Source organism: Bacteroidales bacterium (assembly GCA_014860575.1).
Taxonomy (GTDB): domain Bacteria; phylum Bacteroidota; class Bacteroidia; order Bacteroidales; family JAAYJT01; genus JAAYJT01.
On record JACZJK010000016.1, the window covers coordinates 328,599 to 350,096 of the forward strand.

General features: G+C 44.2%; 14 protein-coding genes. 5 read left to right on the plus strand and 9 right to left on the minus strand.

Features of this window, described 5'->3' with window-relative positions; all coding sequences use genetic code 11:
* Window positions 1-76 precede the first annotated feature (76 nt).
* The gene (recJ, locus tag IH597_04165; protein ID MBE0661643.1) at window positions 77-1,828 is read left to right on the plus strand and encodes a single-stranded-DNA-specific exonuclease RecJ; all 1,752 of its coding nucleotides are present in this window, start codon (window positions 77-79) and stop codon (window positions 1,826-1,828) included.
* Here the strand turns inward: recJ and IH597_04170 are convergent.
* The 3 genes from IH597_04170 to IH597_04180 form a co-directional block, all read right to left on the minus strand.
* Window positions 1,825-2,448 (minus strand): LysE family transporter, encoded by a 624-nt coding sequence (locus IH597_04170; protein ID MBE0661644.1) that lies wholly within the window; start codon window positions 2,446-2,448, stop codon window positions 1,825-1,827. The genes recJ and IH597_04170 overlap by 4 nt on opposite strands.
* Window positions 2,449-2,662: 214 nt before the next feature.
* On the minus strand, window positions 2,663-3,814 hold the full coding sequence (hemW, locus tag IH597_04175; protein MBE0661645.1) for a radical SAM family heme chaperone HemW: 1,152 nt from the start codon (window positions 3,812-3,814) through the stop codon (window positions 2,663-2,665).
* 168 nt (window positions 3,815-3,982) lie between these two features.
* Window positions 3,983-5,485, minus strand: a complete 1,503-nt coding sequence (locus tag IH597_04180; protein ID MBE0661646.1) for a hypothetical protein — start codon at window positions 5,483-5,485, stop codon at window positions 3,983-3,985.
* A gap of 204 nt (window positions 5,486-5,689) precedes the next feature.
* Between IH597_04180 and IH597_04185 the strand changes: the two genes are divergently transcribed.
* Window positions 5,690-7,597, plus strand: coding sequence for a S9 family peptidase (locus IH597_04185; GenBank protein MBE0661647.1), 1,908 nt, complete (start codon window positions 5,690-5,692; stop codon window positions 7,595-7,597).
* A gap of 113 nt (window positions 7,598-7,710) precedes the next feature.
* On the opposite strand, the gene metG is transcribed toward IH597_04185, so the two are convergent.
* Window positions 7,711-9,807 (minus strand): methionine--tRNA ligase, encoded by a 2,097-nt coding sequence (metG, locus tag IH597_04190; protein MBE0661648.1) that lies wholly within the window; start codon window positions 9,805-9,807, stop codon window positions 7,711-7,713.
* Between the two features lie 395 nt (window positions 9,808-10,202).
* On the opposite strand from metG, the gene IH597_04195 reads away from it, so the two are divergent.
* On the plus strand, window positions 10,203-11,228 hold the full coding sequence (locus IH597_04195; GenBank protein MBE0661649.1) for an LD-carboxypeptidase: 1,026 nt from the start codon (window positions 10,203-10,205) through the stop codon (window positions 11,226-11,228).
* A gap of 193 nt (window positions 11,229-11,421) precedes the next feature.
* Complete coding sequence (locus IH597_04200; protein MBE0661650.1) at window positions 11,422-11,784, plus strand: YraN family protein; 363 nt, start codon at window positions 11,422-11,424, stop codon at window positions 11,782-11,784.
* Window positions 11,785-11,798: 14 nt separating this feature from the next.
* Here IH597_04200 and IH597_04205 read toward each other — a convergent pair whose 3' ends face one another.
* Window positions 11,799-12,920, minus strand: coding sequence for a universal stress protein (locus tag IH597_04205; protein MBE0661651.1), 1,122 nt, complete (start codon window positions 12,918-12,920; stop codon window positions 11,799-11,801).
* A 411-nt stretch (window positions 12,921-13,331) separates the two neighbouring features.
* Here IH597_04205 and IH597_04210 point away from each other — a divergent pair, with 411 nt between their 5' ends.
* Entirely contained in the window at window positions 13,332-14,837 is a 1,506-nt protein-coding gene (locus tag IH597_04210) for a pseudouridine synthase (GenBank protein MBE0661652.1), read from the plus strand.
* Window positions 14,838-15,082: 245 nt separating this feature from the next.
* Here the strand turns inward: IH597_04210 and IH597_04215 are convergent, their stop codons facing one another.
* The 4 genes from IH597_04215 to IH597_04230 form a co-directional block, all read right to left on the minus strand.
* Window positions 15,083-16,057: an adenosine kinase gene (locus IH597_04215; GenBank protein ID MBE0661653.1), complete on the minus strand. Its 975-nt coding sequence runs from the start codon at window positions 16,055-16,057 to the stop codon at window positions 15,083-15,085.
* A 265-nt stretch (window positions 16,058-16,322) separates the two neighbouring features.
* On the minus strand, window positions 16,323-17,225 hold the full coding sequence (locus IH597_04220) for an aldo/keto reductase (GenBank protein ID MBE0661654.1): 903 nt from the start codon (window positions 17,223-17,225) through the stop codon (window positions 16,323-16,325).
* 54 nt (window positions 17,226-17,279) lie between these two features.
* A complete protein-coding gene (locus IH597_04225; protein ID MBE0661655.1) occupies window positions 17,280-18,437 on the minus strand; it encodes an endonuclease in 1,158 nt (385 codons plus the stop codon).
* Between the two features lie 234 nt (window positions 18,438-18,671).
* On the minus strand, window positions 18,672-20,714 hold the full coding sequence (locus IH597_04230; GenBank protein MBE0661656.1) for a hypothetical protein: 2,043 nt from the start codon (window positions 20,712-20,714) through the stop codon (window positions 18,672-18,674).
* Between the last annotated feature and the right edge of the window lie 784 nt (window positions 20,715-21,498).

Below are 21,498 nucleotides of genomic sequence, written 5' to 3' on the forward strand. Positions count from 1 at the left end.
TGCTAAATTTTCATTTCAGGTTTATGTTACTTATCTGTAATTAAATCCTATTTTTGTTGATCAACAAAATCAAGACATGGACAAAAGGTGGGTAGTTAAGCATCCGGGTGATCTGCAGAAAAGCCGTCATTTGCAGGAAGTACTCGGAATCAGCGAAGTGCTTGCTACTTTATTGGTTCAGAGAGAAATCTACACCTTTGAAGAGGCAAAGTCTTTCTTCCGGCCTCAACTAGAACAGCTTCATGACCCTTTCCTGATGAAAGACATGGACAAAGCCGTTGTAAGGATCACGCAGGCAATTGAAAATAATGAAAAAATCCTTGTTTACGGAGATTACGATGTTGATGGAACAACTGCGGTTGCCCTGGTTTACTCTTTCCTTAAGGAGCGTTATGAACACATGGATTACTACATTCCCGACCGCTATCTTGAAGGTTACGGCATTTCGTACAAGGGAATTGACTTCGCAGTTGAAAATGGTTTTAGCCTCATCATAGCGCTAGATTGCGGAATTAAAGCCATTGAAAAGGTGGCCTACGCAGCCGAGAGAAGTATTGATTTCATAATTTGCGACCACCACAGGCCTGGCGACGAAATCCCAAACGCAATAGCAGTGCTTGACCCCAAAAGGAATGATTGTGATTATCCATATAAGGAACTTTCTGGTTGCGGGATTGGATTCAAACTGATACAAGGCCTGACACACTTCTGGGGTAAATCAAAAGATAAAACGCTTATCAAATACCTCGATCTGGTTGCCGTAAGCATTGCTGCCGATATTGTACCAATTACTGGTGAAAACCGGATTCTCACGCATTATGGCCTGAAATTACTCAACAGCAGTCCACGCCCGGGGATTCTTGCCATTATGCAGGTTAGCGGCATAACCAACACCGAAACCGAGACGTTTGCCAGGGAAATGAGCATCAGTGACCTCGTATTTTTTATCGGGCCAAGAATCAATGCCGCAGGAAGAATGGAGAGTGGCCGGGAATCTGTTTCCTTACTTATTGCTGATGATGCGGGAGCGGCTTCCTTGATGGCGAACCAAATCAACCAATACAATACCTCGCGCAGAAGCCTGGATATGCTTACAACCCAGGAAGCGCTGGATATGATCTCCGGAAATGGGATATTGCAAAAGAATAAATCAACCGTAGTATTTAATCCAGATTGGCATAAAGGTGTAATTGGTATTGTAGCTTCACGGCTCACCGATCATTATTACCGGCCAACCATTGTGTTCACAAGATCAAACGATATGATCACTGGTTCAGCGCGATCAGTCAAGGATTTTGATATCTATGATGCCATTGATGCCTGCAACCAGTATATTGAGCATTTTGGAGGTCATAAATACGCTGCAGGGTTATCAATCAGACCCGAGAATTTTGATGCTTTCTGCAGGCATTTCGAAGAAGTTGTTTCGGGCAGCATCACGGAAAAAATGCTGATCCCGGAAGTTGAAATTGACCTCACCATTGAGCTTAACCAGATCAACTCAAAATTCATGCGGATCCTCAAACAATTCGCACCTTTTGGCCCAGGAAACATGGCCCCGATCTTTCAAACCAATGGAGTGGTTGACACTGGCAGGGCGAGGGTAGTGGGTAAAAATCACCTGAAATTTGAAGTTGTGCATCCCGAAACCCGCGGGTTTCCCTTTCCTGCGATTGCTTTCCAGCAAGGCAGGCATATTGAAATGATGCTTACTGGAAAGCCTTTTAACATTTGTTATCATCTGGAGGAAAACTACTGGAATGGGAATGTTACGCTGCAGTTGAATGTGAAAGACATCAGCTTTGATGAACCGCCTTACAGAAATTAGAAGTTGAAGCAAACCCTTGCTATCAGCACAACACCAAAAAAACATAAAATAATACCAACTATCCTGTTCACCCAGGTCATGATGGCAATGGTGAGAAATTTTTTGATCCGGTTCGCTATGGCCACTTTGGCAAAGTCGGTTGCAAGAATTGTTACCAATGCTCCGGCAAAAAAGGCGAGGATGGCCGTTTTATCCTGGTCATAATTGGCGCTGATGCCCACCATGAGAGAAATCCAGAAAATCCAGATAAATGGGTTCGCAATATTTAAAAAGTAGCCCTTAAGTAAAAATGTTAAGGGCCCTGGCATTTTATCCTTCAGTCCGTTACCGTTTTCAACATCAAGTACCTTCCGGGTGTAAGTAACAATCCCAAAAATTATCATAATAATACCGCTTAACAGTCCAAGGAAAAGGTAATTGCGATCATTCACCAGCAATTGGGTGACACCCATATAACAAAGCAAAACAATAGTGATATCGCTGCCGATGATGCCCAAAGCAAGAAGCACACCCGCCCGTGGCCCCCGGTGAACACTTGTTTGCAGCAAGCTGAATAAAGCCGGTCCGAACAGCACAGCCAACGTTAATCCGAGTAAAACTCCTTCAAAGAAAGGAAGCATAATTGGTTTTCTGGCTAAATAATGATTTGCGAAAATAGTAATTTCAAGTTTGAGTTCACTCCGAAAAGACAATTTGCCCCTAAATCCCCTAAAGGGGACTTCCACATTCTGCTGATTTTTAGCGGTTCCCCCCACAGCAAATTAGTGAAAAAAAACAGCAAATATCAGCAATATGTGACTCTTCGGAGTAAACTTAGAATTATCAATCAAAATCTCAATCCTGTTGAAAAAGGCCGGCTGCAATATGATCAGCAAACAACTTCCCTTGTTTGCTTAGTACAATGCTGCGCTCCGTGTTCTGGAACCAATCATTGGGACGCACATTGCCACCGGTTATAATCAAAATTTGATGGTTCATTTTCAGTTGGCTCAGGGCTTTCTCTCCGAACCGTTGCCCAAAATATTCCAGGTCAATTCCATCCCTGGTTCTGATCGCCATCATGATATACTCATTGTGATGCTTAATCTCGGTCAGCATTTCTTTTTCGAAAATCAACTTTCCGGATCTGACCCCTTCAACGTATTTCGTCAGGTTCGAAACATTCCATTGCCTGGAAACGCCATCGAAGGAGTGAGCTGATGGGCCCAAACCCAGGTATTTTTCTCCTTTCCAGTAAGCTGAATTATGCCTTGATTCAAACCCCGGCAAAGCGTAATTTGATATTTCGTATTGAGAGTACCCTTCATTTTCCATCCATTGCATCAGGAAAAGGAACTGTGCGGTTTGCTCTTCATCAAGAACCGGTTCTACTTTATTGTGTTTGATTTTCCAGGCCAATGCTGTGGAAGGCTCAACAGTTAAAGCATATGCCGATAAGTGCGGTAGCTTGTAAGACCGGTAGATTTCAAGATTTTTTTCCAGGTCGGAAAGCGTTTGTCCGGGAATTCCGAAGATCAGATCAATGCTTATATTATTGAAACCGGTTTCAAGTGCATCTTCAATGGCCCGAAAAGCCTGTGCCGGATCATGCAGGCGGTTTAAGTAATGCAAATCGGCAGGAAAAAAGGATTGGATACCAATGCTGAGCCGGTTGATGCCGATGCTATGAAAAGACTTCAACTTTTCTTTGCTGATGTCGTCAGGGTTGGCTTCGATTGTAATTTCTACATCGGGGCTTAGCCGGAATTCACGCTTTATTTCGTTCAAAATACTTGCAATATCGCTTTCTGGAAGCAGTGTTGGAGTTCCGCCGCCAAAATAAATGGATGAAACCATTTCGCTACTTAAATAAGCGGATTGAAGTTTAATTTCCCCGCAAATCACTGCAGCAATTTCATCTTTGCCACGTTGCGATGCAAGGGAGAAAAAATTGCAATAATCGCACTTGGTGCGGCAAAAGGGGATATGGATGTAGATACCTGCCATAAAGAAAGTTCAAAGTTCAAAGTTCAAGGACAAGGGACGAGGGACGAAGGGACGAGCTGCCAGCAACCTGCAACAAAGTATGACAACCGTATGACAACTGTATGACCCAGCATCCAGCAACCAATTAACCGATCAACCAATTAACCAATCTACCAAACACACAATCAACTACTTACGCAAAACAATCCGAAAAACCGTCCCTTTCCCAAGTTCAGATGATTTGATAAAGATTTTGCCCCGATGGTAATCTTCAATAATACGGCGGGCCAGTGAAAGCCCCAGTCCCCAGCCACGTTGTTTGCTTGTAAATCCCGGATTGAAGACAGAGTTAAAGGTAGATTTTGAAATGCCTTTGCCGGAATCACAAAAATCAATAAGAACCTGCTTTGGCTCTTCGGTTACAACGATTTCGATCGTTCCATTTCCGCCCATGGCATCAGTGGCATTTTTCCATAGGTTCTCAATTACCCAGCCAAAAAGCTGCGGATTAAGCGGAACTATCAAATTGCCATGCTGTGGAAAGCGTGTTTGCAGCTTAACTTTTTTTGATGTACGTGTTTGCAGATAACCCGCAGCCTTTTCAAGTTCGCCGATTATATTTACGGGTTGCAAAATTGCCGAAGAACCAATCTTTGAAAACCGCTCGGTAATTACCTGTAGACGTTCAACATCTTTTTCCATTTCAGATGTTGTTTCGTTATCCACACCTTTCATTTTCAGAATTTCAATCCATGCCATGATGGCCGATAATGGCGTTCCCAACTGATGAGCAGTTTCCTTTGCAAGCCCGGCCCAAACCTGGTTTTGCTCCGATTTGCGTGCAGTACTGAAAAGCAGGTATGCAATGATTATGAAAACGGCGATCACACCAAATTGAAAAAAAGGATAGTATTTCAATTGGGTCAGCAATTGAGAGTTCTTATAAAAAATTAACCTCGGGCCTTTTGAAAATTGAATTTCAATGGGTCTGTTTTCAGATTCCATTTCCCGCACAATTTTAAGCAATGCATTGTTATCGCTGGCAACAGTGGCGTCAATATTGGTGTAGGCTACTACATGCCGTGCAGTGGTATCAGTAATAATAACCGGTACAGATGCTGAATTTCCGAGCACTTCAAGGAGAAATGATTTTTCGAGATTTTCAAGGTAATCACGGAGCTGAATAAAGGTTTTGGAATCCTTATAATACACATACATAAAATCCCGGTCGTCGAGGCGAAGGAAAACAGGTTCGTAAACGGAAAATTCTTCTTTAAGCGTACCCTCAAGGATTGTTTCGCTCTCAATCTCAAAATCAACATTCTCAAATATCGTAATCTTGCCTTTCGAATCGGTGATAATGACGGGAATATTATTGTTGCTCGAAAAAATCTTCAGCAAAAAATTCAATTCGTCTGAATCGTCAGTAACCCCAATTCTTTTGTAAGCTTCGGCGAGCAGTTCAATCCGTTTACGTTCTTCGGTTTTTATTTCTTCAAAAAAAACCTGGGTATAATGAATGAGCTGTGCCCGGTTTTGGATAGCCTCGGCCCAAATCTTGATATTGCGCCCTTCTTCAAGCGCGATCTGCCTTGCCAGGATGTTTGAATACCAAAGTGAAACGGAAACGATGCTGATGGCAACGATTCCGAGTATTATTTTCCAACGCTTTTTTTTGTGATAGATGTTCAAGGCAGTATGGTTAATTCATGAGCAGATCAGGATGTAATTTTTTGTTCGTGCGATCCAAAGGGTTTTAGAACCTTGCTTCTTATTTATGAATGTTTGCAAAAATAACGAAACCAAGTGGTTTTGATTGCACAAAATCAATAGCTGTCAGTATAATGCTAATTTGTATATTTGCGCCTTCCTGCAATCCAATAAAAACCAATAAAAATGAAAAACAATTATTTACTTTTCCTGTTAATCCCGGCAATGTTTATACTAATTACCGGGTGTAGTAATCAAAGTACAATGAGCGCAAAACAAATTCCACTTGAAGATTTTTTCAAAAACCCTGAAAAAACTGCTTACCAGATTTCCCCCGAAGGGAAGTACTATTCATTCATGGCTCCCTACATGAACCGTTTGAACATCTTTGTCCAGGAAATCGGGAAGGACGAACCTATTCAACTAACCAGCGACACCGCCCGCGATATTGCCGGCTATTTCTGGGCCAATGAAAACCGTATTCTTTATCTGAAAGATACCGGTGGAGATGAAAATTTCAAACTTCTCGCCGTGAATGCCGATGGCAGCAATGCTATTGCGCTTACCGATTTTGAAGGCGTTCGCACCATGATCATTGACGACCTCGAAAACATACCAAACGAAGTTATTGTCGGGCTCAACAAACGCGATCCCGTTGTGTTCGATCCTTACCGCCTCAACATTGAAACCGGCGAACTGACCATGCTTGCCGAAAATCCCGGAACCGTCCAAAGCTGGGTTACCGATCATGACGGAAAACTCAGGCTTGCTGTTGCCATTGTGGATGGGGTAAATGCCAGCATTCTTTACCGCGATACCGAAGCCGATGAATTCCGCACTGTGCTCACAACCAATTTCAAGGAATCGGTTTCCCCGGCATTCTTCACATTCGACAATCAAGCCATTTTTGCCATTTCCAACCTTGGCCGCGATAAATCAGCCGTTGTAATCTTCGATCCGGCAACCGGAAAAGAAACAGAAATCCTTTATGACAACGATGAATACGACGTTTCTTCATTGTTCTATTCACGTAAGCGCATGGTTCTCACCAGCGCCAGCTTTACATCCTGGAAACGCGAACGTCATTTCTTCGATGATGAAACATCCAAAATCTTTGATCGCCTCAACCGCGACCTCGGAGATTATGAGTTCGGGCTTAGTGCATCAACCCGTGCCGAAGATAAATATATCGTACGAACCTACAGCGACCGCTCATTGGGTTCGTATTACCTCTATGACAAAAACACCGACGAGTTAACTAAAATTTCGGACGTCAGCCCCTGGCTCGATGAAAACGAAATGGCCAAAATGGAGCCTATCAAATATACCTCGCGCGATGGCATGACAATTCATGGCTATCTTACACTGCCCAAGGGATTTACAATGGAAAAAGCCAAGGATCTCCCGGTAGTGGTTAATCCTCACGGCGGACCCTGGGCACGCGATACATGGGGTTTTAATCCCGAAATTCAATTTCTTGCGAACCGTGGATTTGCTATCCTTCAAGTAAATTTCCGCGGATCAACAGGATATGGCCGCGCGTTCTGGGAATCCTCATTTAAACAGTGGGGAAAAACCATGCAGGACGATATTACAGATGGCGTTAACTGGCTGATTGAACAAGGTATTGCCGACAAGGATCGCATTGCCATTTATGGCGCCAGCTACGGCGGATATGCTACACTTGCTGGCCTGGCGTTCACACCCGAACTGTATGCTGCCGGCGTTGATTACGTGGGCGTTTCCAATCTTTTCACTTTTATGAACACCATTCCTCCTTACTGGAAACCTATGCTCGATATGCTTTACGAAATGGTAGGCGATCCGGTTCAGGACAGTTTATTGATGCGCGATGCATCTCCGGTATTTCATGCCGATAAAATTGTTGCCCCGCTTTTTGTTGCACAGGGTAAAAACGATCCCAGGGTGAATGTAGACGAATCGGATCAGATGGTGGAAGCTTTACGCGCCCGTGGCGTTGAAATTGAATACATGGTGAAAGACAATGAAGGCCATGGCTTCCGCAACGAAGAAAACCGCTTTGACTTCTACCGCTCCATGGAGAAGTTTTTGCAGGAGCATTTGATGGAGTAAGGCTGGATTAACCGCTAAGACGCAAAGACGCAAGGTTTGGTTTTCAACTCTTTGCGCCTTCGCGTCCTTGCGGTGAACTGTCTTTGCGCCTTAGCGTCTTCGCGGTGAAACCACTACTTCACCTCACTCCCATTCTCCGTCTTTTCCGGAGGGCTGATAAAGAAAAGCTTTCCTGTACTATCTTCCGCCATCAAAATCATGCCGTGTGATTCGATACCCTTGATTTCGCGTGGGGCAAGGTTCACAAGAATAGAAACCTGTTTGCCAATGATTTCTTCAGGATTAAAATATTCTGCAATGCCGGAAACTACTGTGCGTTTATCAATGCCGGTATCAATTTTCAGTTTCAGCAATTTTTTGGTTTTGGGTACTTTTTCGGCTTCCAGGATGGTTCCGGTGCGGATATCCATTTTTATGAAATCTTCATAAGAGATTTCTGGTTTTGCAGGATTAGCAGCCGGTGTGCTGTTGTTCTGGTTTGCCTCTTTGGTTTTCAACAATTTCTGAACCTGTTTTTCAATGGCTTCATCTTCGATGCGTGAGAAAAGAAGTTCAGGCTGATTAAGCAGATGCCCGGGTTTTAACAAATCCCGTTGGCCGGCTTCTGCCCATGGCAAGGCTTCGAGGTTCAGCATTTGATAGAGCTTTTCGGAAGTGAATGGCAGAAATGGAGCTGAGAGCGCTGCAAGGTTCGCACAAACCTGCAGCGAAACATTCAATATCGTACGAACACGGGTTTCGTTGGTTTTATAAACTTTCCAGGGCTCGGTTTCGGTGAGGTATTTATTGCCGGCACGGGCCAGGTTCATTAACTCAGCAAGCGCTTCCCTGAACCGGTAATGCTCAAGGCTATGCGCAATGCGTGAAGGGAATTTACCGATCTCATCAAGGATTTCCTGATCGGTTGAGGTTAAGTCTGCCCGCTCAGGCACCTTGCCATCAAAATATTTATGGGTAAGCACCAGCGTACGGTTCACAAAATTACCGAAAATGGCCACCAGCTCGCTGTTGTTGCGGGTCTGAAAATCTTTCCAGGTGAAATCGTTGTCCTTGGTTTCCGGAGCGTTGGCCGTGAGCACATAGCGCAGCACATCCTGCTGGCCGGGAAAATCTTCAAGGTATTCATGCAGCCAAACTGCCCAATTGCGCGAAGTGCTGATCTTATCGTTTTCGAGGTTCAGAAACTCATTGGCCGGTACGTTTTCGGGTAAAATATAGGAACCTTCAGCCCTCAGCATGCCCGGGAAAACTATGCAGTGGAAAACAATATTGTCCTTGCCGATGAAATGCACCAGTTTGGTTTCATTGTCTTTCCACCAGGGTTCCCAGTTCACTTGTTCCTTGCTTCCCTGGCTTTTGAGTTCAGCATTTTTCTGATCCGCCCATTCGCGGGTGGCCGAAATGTAGCCGATGGGCGCATCAAACCACACATATAAGACTTTGCCTTTGGCATCGTCCAGCGGAACTTTCACGCCCCAATCGAGGTCGCGGGTAACGGCGCGGGGATGCAGGCCCTGATCAATCCAGGATTTGCACTGCCCGTAAACATTGGTTTTCCAGTCGTTTTTATGACCCTTCAGTATCCAGTCGGTGAGCCAGCCGGTGTATTTATCCAGTGGCAGGAACCAGTGTTTGGTTTCTTTCAGAACCGGTTGGTTCCCACTCAATACTGAGCGTGGGTTGATCAGGTCGGTGGGACTAAGCGAGGTTCCGCAATTCTCGCATTGGTCGCCGTAAGCTTTTTCATAATTGCAGTGCGGACAGCTGCCGGTGATGTAGCGATCGGCAAGGAATTGCCTGTTTTCCTCGTCGTAAAGCTGCATGGAAGTTTTTTCAATAAACTCGCCTTTTTCGTAAAGCGTGGTAAAAAATTGCGATGCCGTTTCGTGGTGTATGGCGTTGGAAGTGCGGCTGTAAATATCGAAGGCAATGCCAAAATCGGCAAATGACTTTTTGATGATATGATGGTATTTGTCAACGATTTCCTGTGGGCTTACCCCTTCCTGCCTGGCTTTGATGGTGATAGGAACCCCATGCTCATCCGATCCGCAGATGTAGATAACATCTTCAGCTTTCAGGCGCAGATATCGCACATAAATATCGGCCGGCACATACACCCCGGCAAGGTGGCCAATGTGAACCGGGCCGTTGGCATAAGGCAATGCCGCCGTAACGGTGTAACGTTTAAAATTCTTTTTATTCTCTGTCATATAAGGCGTTGATTGTAGCTGTTTTTGAAGTGTGCAAAGATATGGATTTTCGGCTGGAAGCTGTATTCCCAATCCTATCGCACCCGGCGAAAGGATAGATAAAAACCCGGTAAACGATCCCGTCCGACCGCTCCCCGCGGTCTGACGGATAAATCTTAAAGCCATTGAACTTGTCTGTCGTAAGAGCTGCACTAAAAAAATTATCCGTGAATCCGCCCCGGCAGACACGTCAGTGGCAACCAACAATCCGCGATCATCCGCTAAATCTGCTTCATCTGCGTTCTATTTCTTAATTACCCGTCAGACCGCCTGGAGCGGTTACAGCAAATACCAGATGCAGAAGTTTTGCCTTCTAAGTCCCAAATTATTTGCAGATTTGCAAAAAATCAGCGGCCATGACTACTCCCCCGTTTCTGAAAAAAGGTGATAAAATTGGCATTATAGCGCCCGCACGATGGGTCACGCCCGCAGAAATTGAACCTGTGCTGAAAGTTTTTGAGAGCTGGGGGCTTGAAGTGCTGAGAGGCGAAAACCTGTACAAACAATACCATCAATTTGCCGGAACCGATGAAAAACGCGCCGCCGATATGCAGTCCATGCTGGATAGCGACAATATCAGGGCCATCATCTGTGCACGTGGCGGATATGGAACGGTTCGTATTATTGACAAACTGGATTTCAGGAAATTTGCCGGAAACCCCAAATGGATAGCCGGTTTCAGCGATGTTACCGCTTTGCATTCCCATATCGAAAGGCAATACGGAATTGAAACCCTGCATGCACCCATGCCCTTCAGCTACAAGGATGACAATGCATCAGCAGAATCTTTCGAATCGCTGAGAAAGGCTTTGTTTGGCGAAAGTTTATCCTACGAAACCGAAGCGGGTAAGTTTTCAAGGAAAGGCACAGCACAGGCTCCGATCACAGGTGGAAACCTCTCCATGCTTTACAGCATCAGCGGCTCGGCCTCGGAATGCGATACGGCTGGTAAAATCCTTTTTATCGAAGACGTGGATGAATACCTGTATCATGTTGACCGCATGATGCAACAGCTTAAACGCAGCGGAAAGCTTGCCAACCTTGCCGGCCTGGTGGTGGGCAGCATGAGCAAAATGCGCGATAACCAGGTGGCGTTCGGGAAAACAGCACAGCAGATTATTGCCGAAGGCGTGAAAGAATACGATTATCCGGTATTGTTTGATTTTCCGGCAGGCCATGACGCTTTGAACCAAACCCTGATTTTGGGTCGAACCGTAAGCCTTGAAGTAGGAGAAAAAGCAAGACTTGTTTTCCTGCAACCCAGCCCGGAAAAGTTCAAAAAAGCCGCCCGCCGCAACATTCTCAAAAGCATTGGATTCACATTTTTACTCTTCGCTGCCATATATTTGCTCTACTATTTCGCGATCAAGATCTTGTTGTAAGTTCAAAGTTCAAAGTTCAAAGTTCAAAGTTCAAAGTTTAAAAGACCAACAAATTGACATATTAACCACTTAACACTCCATCACTCCATCACTCCATCACTCCAATACTCCATTACTCCAACCAATCATCCACCTACTGCATCACAGCATCACTGCATCACAGCATCACTGCATCACAAATCCCACATAAAAAATGGCTGAACACAACGAATTAGGCAAATCCGGCGAGCAATTTGCCGTTGAGCACCTGAAGAAACAGGGATATAAGATCCTTGAAACCAACTGGCGTTCAGGGAAATTTGAAATTGATGTGATCGCCCAGGGCAAGGATCAGATCATTGTTGCAGAAGTTAAAACACGCACATCAAACTTCCTCATGGAGCCCGAAGCCGCCGTTACCAAAGAAAAACGACGGATGCTGATAGGCGCTGCAAACATCTATGTGCAACGCAATAATATTGACCTCGAAGTCCGCTTTGATATTATTTCAATTGTGATCTCAAAGGAAGAGTTTCGCCTCAATCATCTTGAGGATGCTTTTTATCCCACCATGTAGCTCGGCGTTGATGGCTATTCCGAACGGAAAATGAAAACAGGTTTGCTGAAACGTGAAAGCGCCTGGCGTGTAATGCTGGGTGTGAATAACTTTGTGAACATGTTGCGCTTATGCGTATTGAAACTTACAAGCCCGATATTGTTGTTCCGCATATAAGTTTCCAACCCGTTTAGAATATTATCGCTGACCATGATGGAGCATTTAAGCCGTTGCGATGGATATTCTTCTTTGATGTAATTGTGCATTTCATCCATTTTAACTGAATCCCATGCCTTTTTCCGGCCTATGCTCACGTGCACACAATGAAGCTTCATGTCAAACAGCCGGATAAGATTAAGGAGCTTATTCAAGGCTGCATAATCAGTATCATCAAAATCGGTTGCATAAAGAATGTTCTTTGTTTTTTCAATCCCTTTAAAAGTCGCCGAAGCCGGTATGGTGAGCAGCGGCACATGCAATCTGTCAATGAGTCGTAAGGTTACACTGCCGAAGATCCCTGCAGTTTGTTCACCGATGCCATGGGTTCCCATAATGACAATACCCGGATTATACTTTTCAATTATCTCAACGATGGCTTCCTCGGCAAAACCATTGGCCAGGCTTGCAGAAATCCTGATCTTTCCAAGTTTTTTCCTTACAATGTATTGATTCAACTCATGAACAAGTTCATGCAACTGCTTTTTTGCTTTAATCTCAATCTCTTCGAAATATTTATCGAAGTTTGCCTGGTACATGTGAGCCCCCTCATAAGCAGGCATCTCCATGACGGGTTTAAAGTACGCATGAAATAGTTTTACTTCTGCCTTGAATTTTGCCGCCAATCCAATCGCATACTGGCATGCATTCAGGGAATAATCGGAAAAGTCAACCGGCAAAAGAATACGCCGCACGCTGTGCATTTGTTTCACCGTTTTTTCCTTGCCTTTTCCAGCAACATCACTTGCTTTTTTGATGATACGAAGGGCTTTTTCAACATCGTTGTCTCTTACCTTTAACTTCACACCGCTTCCAATAGCAGGCTGTACGATATTTATATTGGACAAAAAACAATCAATCCCTGCATCCTCAAGTTGTGATTGAAGCAGTAAAGCACGCGAATAGGTATGATAGGCAATTGTGGTAAGTTTATCTTCCATGACCGCAGTTTTTAAATTGAAGCCTAAATGTACAACTTATTACAAGCAACGCAACAGCGGGCTAGGAGTTTTTTATCTGCGAGCACCAAAAGAATGACTGAATTTTCGTACTTTTGCAGCCTAATTTTCACAAAATCAATGGAAAACAACAAAAGAGGGCAGGGCGGCAGAAAAAAGGATGACAACAATCCTGAGAAGCGTTCATCAAGGCCTCCACGCAGTAATAGTAAAACAGGTGCCAGCAGGACTGCCCGCACCGAAAAACCCTTCAAAAAGGAGAGATCAGAATCCGGCAGGGATGATTCCACTGGGTTCCGCAAAGATAAACCCACAGAATATACAAGATCAAGATCATCCGGCCCCGGAAGGCCATGGACAAGTAAGCAAGGCGACGACAAACCGTCAGGTTACATGCGCACATCGCGCACTGATTCCGGCGACGATAAGTCTTCGGGATACAAGCGCTCACCGCGTTCGGATTCCGGTGATTACAAACCATCAGGTTACGGCAAGCAAAGATCATCCGGTCCGGGAAGGCCACGGTCGAGTGAACGAAGCGACGATAAGCCATCGGGTTACAGACGCGATACACGTTCTGATTCTGGTGATTACAAACCATCAGGATACGGCAAAGAAAGATCATCCGGTCCGGGAAGGCCACGCTCAAGTGAGCGAAGCGATGATAAACCATCGGGTTACAAACGTGATACACGTTCGGATTCGGGCGATTACAAACCATCTGGCTACGGCAAAGAAAGATCATCAGGCCCCGGAAGGCCACGCTCAAGTGAGCGAAGCGATGATAAACCCTCTGGTTACAGGCGCGATACACGCTCTGATTCGGGCGAATACAAACCATCAGGTTATGGTAAAGAAAGATCATCCGGTCCCGGAAGGCCACGCTCAAGTGAGCGAGGCGATGATAAACCCTCTGGTTACAAGCGCGAACCGCGTTCGGATTCCAGCGATTACAAACCATCAGGTTACGGCAAAGAAAGATCATCCGGTCCCGGAAGGCCACGGTCAAGTGAGCGGGGCGATGATAAACCTTCTCGCTATGGCAAAGAAAGTACAGCCGGTTCGGGCAGGGGCAGATCATCGGATCGTGGCGAAGAAAGGCCATCGGCTTACCGCAAACCAAGATCTTCATACGATACAGGAAAACCAGCAGCTAGGAAATCACGGCCAGTTAAAGCTGATGAAAATGCGCCTTTGCGCCTGAATAAATTTATTGCCAATGCCGGGGTTTGCTCAAGGCGTGAAGCCGATAAAATGATTGAAGCCGGCGCTGTAACAGTCAACGGTGTAATCGTAACAGAACTGGGCACTAAGGTGAGTCCATCCGATAAGGTGCAGTTGGGTGAGCAAACGCTCTCGTCAGAAAGACTGCGCTATGTTTTGCTCAACAAACCCAAAGGTTATATCACAACCTCCGATGACCCTTTCAAACGTAACACTGTGATGAACCTCATTGGCGATGCCTGCAAGGAACGAATTTATCCTGTGGGAAGGTTGGATCGTAACACTACTGGCCTGCTACTTTTCACCAACGATGGCGAACTCACTAAACGGCTTACCCACCCGCGTTTTGGCGTTCGCAAAATATATGATGTTGAACTTGACAAGACCCTGAGCAAAAAGGATATGGAGAGTATTGCCGCAGGTGTTGAATTTGAAGGTGAAACCATCATTGTTGATGAGATTGCGTACGTTGAATATGAAAAGAACAAAAAGCATGTTGGCATCGAACTGCATTCGGGTCAGAACCGAGTGGTACGCAGGATTTTTGAACAGTTTGGCTACGAAGTACTAAAGCTTGATCGCGTAATGATCGGCAGTCTTACCAAGAAAGATTTGCAACGCGGTTTCTGGCGGCATCTGACTGATATGGAAGTTAGGATGCTGAAAAGGCTTTGAAAGTTCTGAACTTCTGATGTTGCATTTGATAAACCGTACAATCGAAGTCTTTATAACACCCCCCAAGTTGCTGTCCCGATATGTAAAATCTTGTCATCCTGAACGAAGTGAAGGATCTCTTTTTGTCTGTAGGCTAGATTCTTCGCTGCGCTCAGAATGACAAAAACAACAAACTGAAGTTTTGATATAGCCACATAAAAAGAATCACAGAGAATCGCACTGATTTTTTTTCGAACCGGGTTAGTTTAAAGATTTTCAATTTCCGCAATAATCCCCGGCCAGAACTCTGCGGGGATTTTCGCCCCGATATGCCTTATCACATTTCCTGAAAGTATGGCACCGGCTTGTCCGCATTTCTGAAGTGGCAGTTTGTTTAAATAGCCATGAAGAAATCCGGCTGCATAAAGATCGCCAGCTCCGGTTGAGTCAATTACGGTAGTGGGAATGATCCCAATCGTGTATAATGATTCGCCTGATTTTATCAACGAACCCTTCGCTCCTGTTTTCACAATAGCAACCTCGCAGTGCAGTGCCAGGGACGAAACAGCAAGTTCCGGTTCCAGCCCGGTGAAAGCAGAGGCTTCTTCTTCGTTGGCAAACACGATATCCACATAGTTTTTTACGATGCCGTGCAGGAACTCCAGATTATCTTCTACAACATTGTAGCTTGCCAGGTCGAGCGAGACTTTCATTCCCGCAGCCTTTGCCATTTTCACTGCGGTTTTAATCAGATGATGGTTCTGAGCAAGGTAGCCTTCGATATGCAGGAGGTCAAAGCCCTTGAAATGATCTTCGAGCAGATCGGAAGCGGTGAGTTCAAGCGCTGCTCCTAAAAAAACCGCAAATGTGCGTTCAGAATCCGGAGTAATAAAAGCAACTGCGGTTCCGGTTTCGGTTGAGGTGTGAAGGAGTTGGGGAGAAATCCCGCTGTTGATCATATCCAGATAAAAAATGTTTCCCAGATCATCAGGGCCTATTTTGCCAATGAAAGCAGTTGAAATACCTAATCTGGCAAGCCCGTGAATGGCGTTGGCGGCAGAGCCACCGGAGGTTAATTCCCGCTTAAGGTTTAGTGTTCTGAGAAGTAAGTCATCAACAACACTGCGGCCAACATGATGCATGCTGCCTTTGGGTAAGCCTTTTTCTATGAGAAGTTCATCATTTGGGAGCATGATCATGATATCAACCAATGCATTGCCGAGTCCGAGAATTTTGAGCATAATCTGAGTTTTAGGATTTAGGTTGGCAAAGGTCTTAAAATAGTTCAAAGGGTATCACGAAAAGTGAAGACAGTTTTCTGCAGTGGGATAAATATTTTGCAACGGGTTGTAATTGAGCTTCCATGCTTGAGTCTACTCCCTAAAGCCATCAAGCCCCTAAAGGGGACTTTCACAAATTGCTAATTTTTAGTGTTTCCCCTTTAGGGGTCAGGGGCTAAAACGCTAAAAATCAGCAATTTGTGATTTTTTGGAGTGAACTCAATCTTTAAGGTATTTCTACACCGCTCGATGCAACCAGAATTGAAAACCATTGCTCCTGGCTCAGATTGATTTTTTCTGCTTCAACCGCTTTTCTGATCCTTTCAATATTTCCGCTTCCGAGTACAGGTAAAATACCGGATGGATGTTTGAAGAGCCAGGCAAGCGCAACCTGGTCAATACTATAACCTCCAAAGGAATTTCCTATTTCGGTGAGAACCTTATGCAGGCGTTCAGCTTGCGGATCATAGCTGCTGAATAACCTTCCACCGGCAAGTGGCGACCAGGCCATCGGTACAACGCGCTGTTGCTGGCATTGGTCGAGAATGCCATTATAAAAGGAATCGAGGCACATTACTGAAATCTCTACCTGGTTGGTGACCAAGGGAAAATCAAGGCGGGATTGGAGTAAATCAAACTGTGAGGGCAAAAAATTGGAAACGCCGAAAAACAGCACTTTCCCCTCATCGCGCAGTTGAACGAAAGCTTCGGCTGTTTCGTCGGCATTCATCATTGGATCGGGACGATGGATCAAAAGCACGTCCAGAAAATCGGTTTGCAGTGCTTGTAAGGAGTTTTCAACAGATTGAATGATATGTGCACGGCTCGTATCGTATGTTTTGATAGAATGCGCGGGACGCTTGTCAGAAACCAGTTTAATTCCGCATTTACTCACCAATTGCATGTTGCTACGCAATGCAGACTGACCTTTCATGGCCTGGCCGAATAGCCCCTCGCATGAGTAATTGCCATAAATATCTGCATGATCAAAAGTTGAAATACCAGTTTCCATGCATTGCTTGATAAAATCAAGCAGTTGAACTGATGAGAAATCCCATGAGTTAAGGCGCCATAATCCGATGGCGGTTTTTGAAAAGCCTGGAAAATTCTCCAAGGAGGTGTTGTTCATATTTCTAAAATTTGAATTTGGACAAAAGTACTTTTATATCAGCAATGCTTGCACCTATCTTGCTGTTATACTTATTTCCGGTACTGTTCCAGAAGTTTTATAATCGCTTGTTGCCCCACTTCCTGAAATACTGAATATTTTAAAGTAGTAGACTTTATTGGCTGTTAAACCCCGGAATATAGCAATTTGTGTTCCGTAAGCAATGTTCTGATTCCAGAAATCATCATTTATATGCACTCCGTTTTCAGGGGCCACGATATCATAAAATCCTTTATCGCTCATGCGAACCAGGTAGGCATCAGGTAACACCTGGCCGCTTGCGTCAGTCCAGTTTAGCGTAATTGTGCAGGATGTGAAATCTGAAACATGTTCCTCCGGTTCGGGTTCAAATCCTACACCCCAGATTAGGTTCACAAATTCCGGATAGTCAATAAACGGATTCCGGTTGCCTTGTATGCTATAAACTGCAGTGTTGCGGTCAACTTCTTTCTGGCTTACGGGATCGGATTCATGCCATTGCAGTAGCATTTCGATAGCCCAGGGCGCTAAATCATCGCCGCTGAGCATAGGCGTATTGGAACTCCAATCTTCTATGCGGCTTTTGTACCGCGTCATCATATAAAAATAGTTTCGGGCCAGATCGCCTTTGTATGCATCAATGGGTTCAAACACGGTTCCGGTAAACACCTCGCCTTCAAAAACAAAAGCGTTTGAACCTTTTTTACTTCCATTGCTTGTTGTGGCAGAGCCATTCACCACACCATAAGGAAGGTTGCTGCGGTGGCTGTTTACCCAACCATCCACGGGATGGATCTGAAACAAATCGGTGTACATGGTATCTGAAGCTGATGTCCCTCCTCCCCACCAACTTACCGGAAAAGTATGCTCGCGGTTATAACAGCTTCCTTCTGGCTGCCCGGAAACCACACATTGGTTATCGAAAAATGTATATTCATAAAGGGGCGTTCCGGGAGAAGGTATGTCAGAGTAGATATCCCAGACAGTGCCATTTACTTTACGGTCGGTAGCATAAAAGTGATTCCAGAGTTGGCTGTATGATTGCCTGTTATGATTACGGATGATCTGATGCAAGGCTTGCCTGAGATCATTTCCTTCAAATCCCTGGGCATTGGAATAATATCCGGCTGGTGGCTGGGCAATTAGGGCCTGAACCATTCCCAGTAAAAATATAAGAATTGAAAAATGTTTCATGAAATATAAAAGTTGCTCCGGCATGGATCGGCTGCTACTATAAAACAAGCAGCCAGTCCAACCAGCTTCATTTGTGTTAAAAATTAAATAACCCCTCCAAAACAATTAACGTGAACCAGTCATAAAGCTGCGCACGTCAATTGAATATTTTATATTTCCTTGCAGTCTGCGATAAGGCAGGATTCAATTATCACTGACTGAAAATAAACCCCCAAATCTTGCTTTGCGTTCAACTTACCTGATTGCCTTCACTGCCTCAGCAGTGGCCATCAATGTTGGTTGAATTGATAATTCCATTCCAACCGCCTGCTTCATCCATTCCTGAGGGATAATGCTGCCTAGTTGGTAAATACGTTGAATTTCCGAAGCAAAGTTTTTGTCGGCAATGTATTGCTCAATCTGGAAATCAATAATGTGCCCCAATGGGTAATTTGATAAATACAATGGATTGCTGATCATGTGAGAATAAACAGCCAGGATAGGTTCATCTGATTTTCCAAAAACAGGGGCATAATACTCATTCCAGATTTCTTTTGCTATTGAAATCACGGCTTCCTTAAGCTGTGCCGGGCTTGCTTCAGGATTCGCATACATCCATTCCCAAACCTTCATGTCAACCAATGAAACGCCCATGATTTCGTAGCATGACCAGAAATTGGCCAAGGCGCTCATATGTTTTTTCATTGGGTCTTCATCTTTGAGACCCAGCAGTTCGAGGTCGCGTTTTTGAAATATAAATGCAAGCGCTTCGGTGAAGGCCGTGTTCGGAACTCGGTTCAGGGAATAATAATCTACATCATGCAATGAGATTACCTGCTCTACATTATGCCCGAATTCATGCACGGCAATATTATAACCTTTGTAGTCCATGCCATTGGCGCCGATGCGCGTTCTCAACAATACTTTATCGTCGCGAATGGTTGAGCCATACGCATGGCCTGCACCCCGTGAGCCTTCCACTTTAGTGTTCGAAGCAATAAAATCAGATTTTGAATCACTGAACCCAAGCTTCAGCAGCATTGGCTCGAGCCCTGCCTGAAAAGCTGCCACATCAGGATATTTTTCACGAACTATTTTATCAAGTTCTTCTTCGGTATAAGTGCCGCGAGGTTTGAATCCATTGTACCAGATATCAAATGGTTCCAAAGGCCTGCCCAATCTGCCGCTGATTAATTCCGCAACTTCTTTTACCTGTGGGCTCGAAATGAATTCAGTGAATAATTCCCGGACATCTTCCTGGGGGATTTCCATATTGGATTCAAACTGCCGCTGAATATAAGTCGGGAAGTTTGGATAGTATGGATCCAGATCTTTATTGGCTTTGAAATTATTAAGAAGCTTCAGGTAACGTGTGTCTGGTTCGGGCTTAAAGTCAATGGTTTGATCGCCATTGAGAAGTTTATTTTCAAATGGATTCCATTGGTAGGCATTGTTGTTGATCACTTCTTCGGGAATGCTTTGGTCAATGATACGTTTCATCACGGCGTAGATCATTTCTTGCTTTTCGAACCCTTTTTCGCCAGCATAGTTGGATTTCAGTTCGTCGCGTAAGCCCCAGTGAGTTATCAATCGTAAATTTTCAGGGAAGAGTGATTCGCCTGCATCATTTACAAGTTTTCCCATGTAAATGTTATACTCGTCAATATAGTTGTCTGATTCTGTTCCAATAGCCGAAACTTCCTGGATGAGATTGGCGGGAACCCTTGAAGTATAGAAATCACCAATACGTGCTTTGGCCCAATCAAGGCGCGACCAATTGGCTCCGAATTCAGTTTTTTCGTCAAGTGTGTAGAATGGGTAGTTTAATGCCACCACAAAAGCGATCTTGTTATGGAAGAAATCTTCGCGGATATGAGCACCTGGTTCATAGCTTCCAAACATCACATCAATCGGGAGAATGGGCCCTGCATCAAGATGTAAGGGGCGCATCAGGTCTTTTTTAACCCTGAGCATGTTACCGCCTAATATTTCAAAGTTTACCATCAGCTTGTTGAAAACGGTTTCCATTTCCTGATCGGAGGCAAGAAAGTTTTCCTCGCAAAAAGCTGTGAATTCCTGGCTGGTGCCATCGCTTTCACTCCAAAGCTGTGCTGTTTGTTTTACTCCGCGTTCTATCCTGAACTTCAATGCCTCTCCACGTTGTTCAATAAGTTTGTTGATCGTTTGGTTAATTGTTGTCTCATCAATAAAATGTAAGTCAGCATCTTGTGTTTTCATTTGTTGTCCTCCGCAACCCGCAATAAATACTAATAGAAATAGATACAATGTTTTTCTCATGACAATGATTTTAAGGATTTGTATGCCAGCAAAATTACGACATTCTGAATGTTCTGCAATAGATCGGGTGAATGGAAGGAGACTGACTTATTGATGTATTTTGCTAAGGTTATCGTTTCTGGGATTTGTATAGTTTAACAATCCTTCAACTCGTGAATATTTCTTTCAATGATTTTATGAAACCGCTTGATTTTCATAGATATCCGCCAATGAAAATCCGTGATCCGGAATTCACTTTCCCTTCCATGTTATAAAATTTGCACCAGGGATTTAGAGAAATTTTAAGATTTGTAAACAATTTTTACATGTTAATAACTTCGTAAAGATTTAATGTATTCATCTGAATTCCTTATAAAATAAGGAAATTGTAAGCAATATATCGAATATGTGACGATTTGAAAAAAATGTTTTTTGGATCAAATAGCAATCATGAAAGCTGCTAATTATTTATTAAAATTCTGATAACGAAAGATATAATATCCTTTCCTGTATTGGATTTCATTGAGGCCCTGAACTGCGCTGTTCAAAGTTATTAACAATTTTCATTTTCTGCCTTCAGAAAAGTATGACTAATTCAGTGTTTCCCTGCGATTTGTAAAAGAATTATCTTGCCGTAAAAGAGTTACTTTTTTGATTTACAAAGATAAACTTACACTCGCGGACTTAATTCATGTCGTAGAGGCTCGGGAATATAAAAAGATCTGAGCCAATAACGATTCGGACCCAGCGAAGCGGGTAAAAAGCAACTTGTATTTGTCGGCGTAAAACGGCAGGTGCAGGTTTT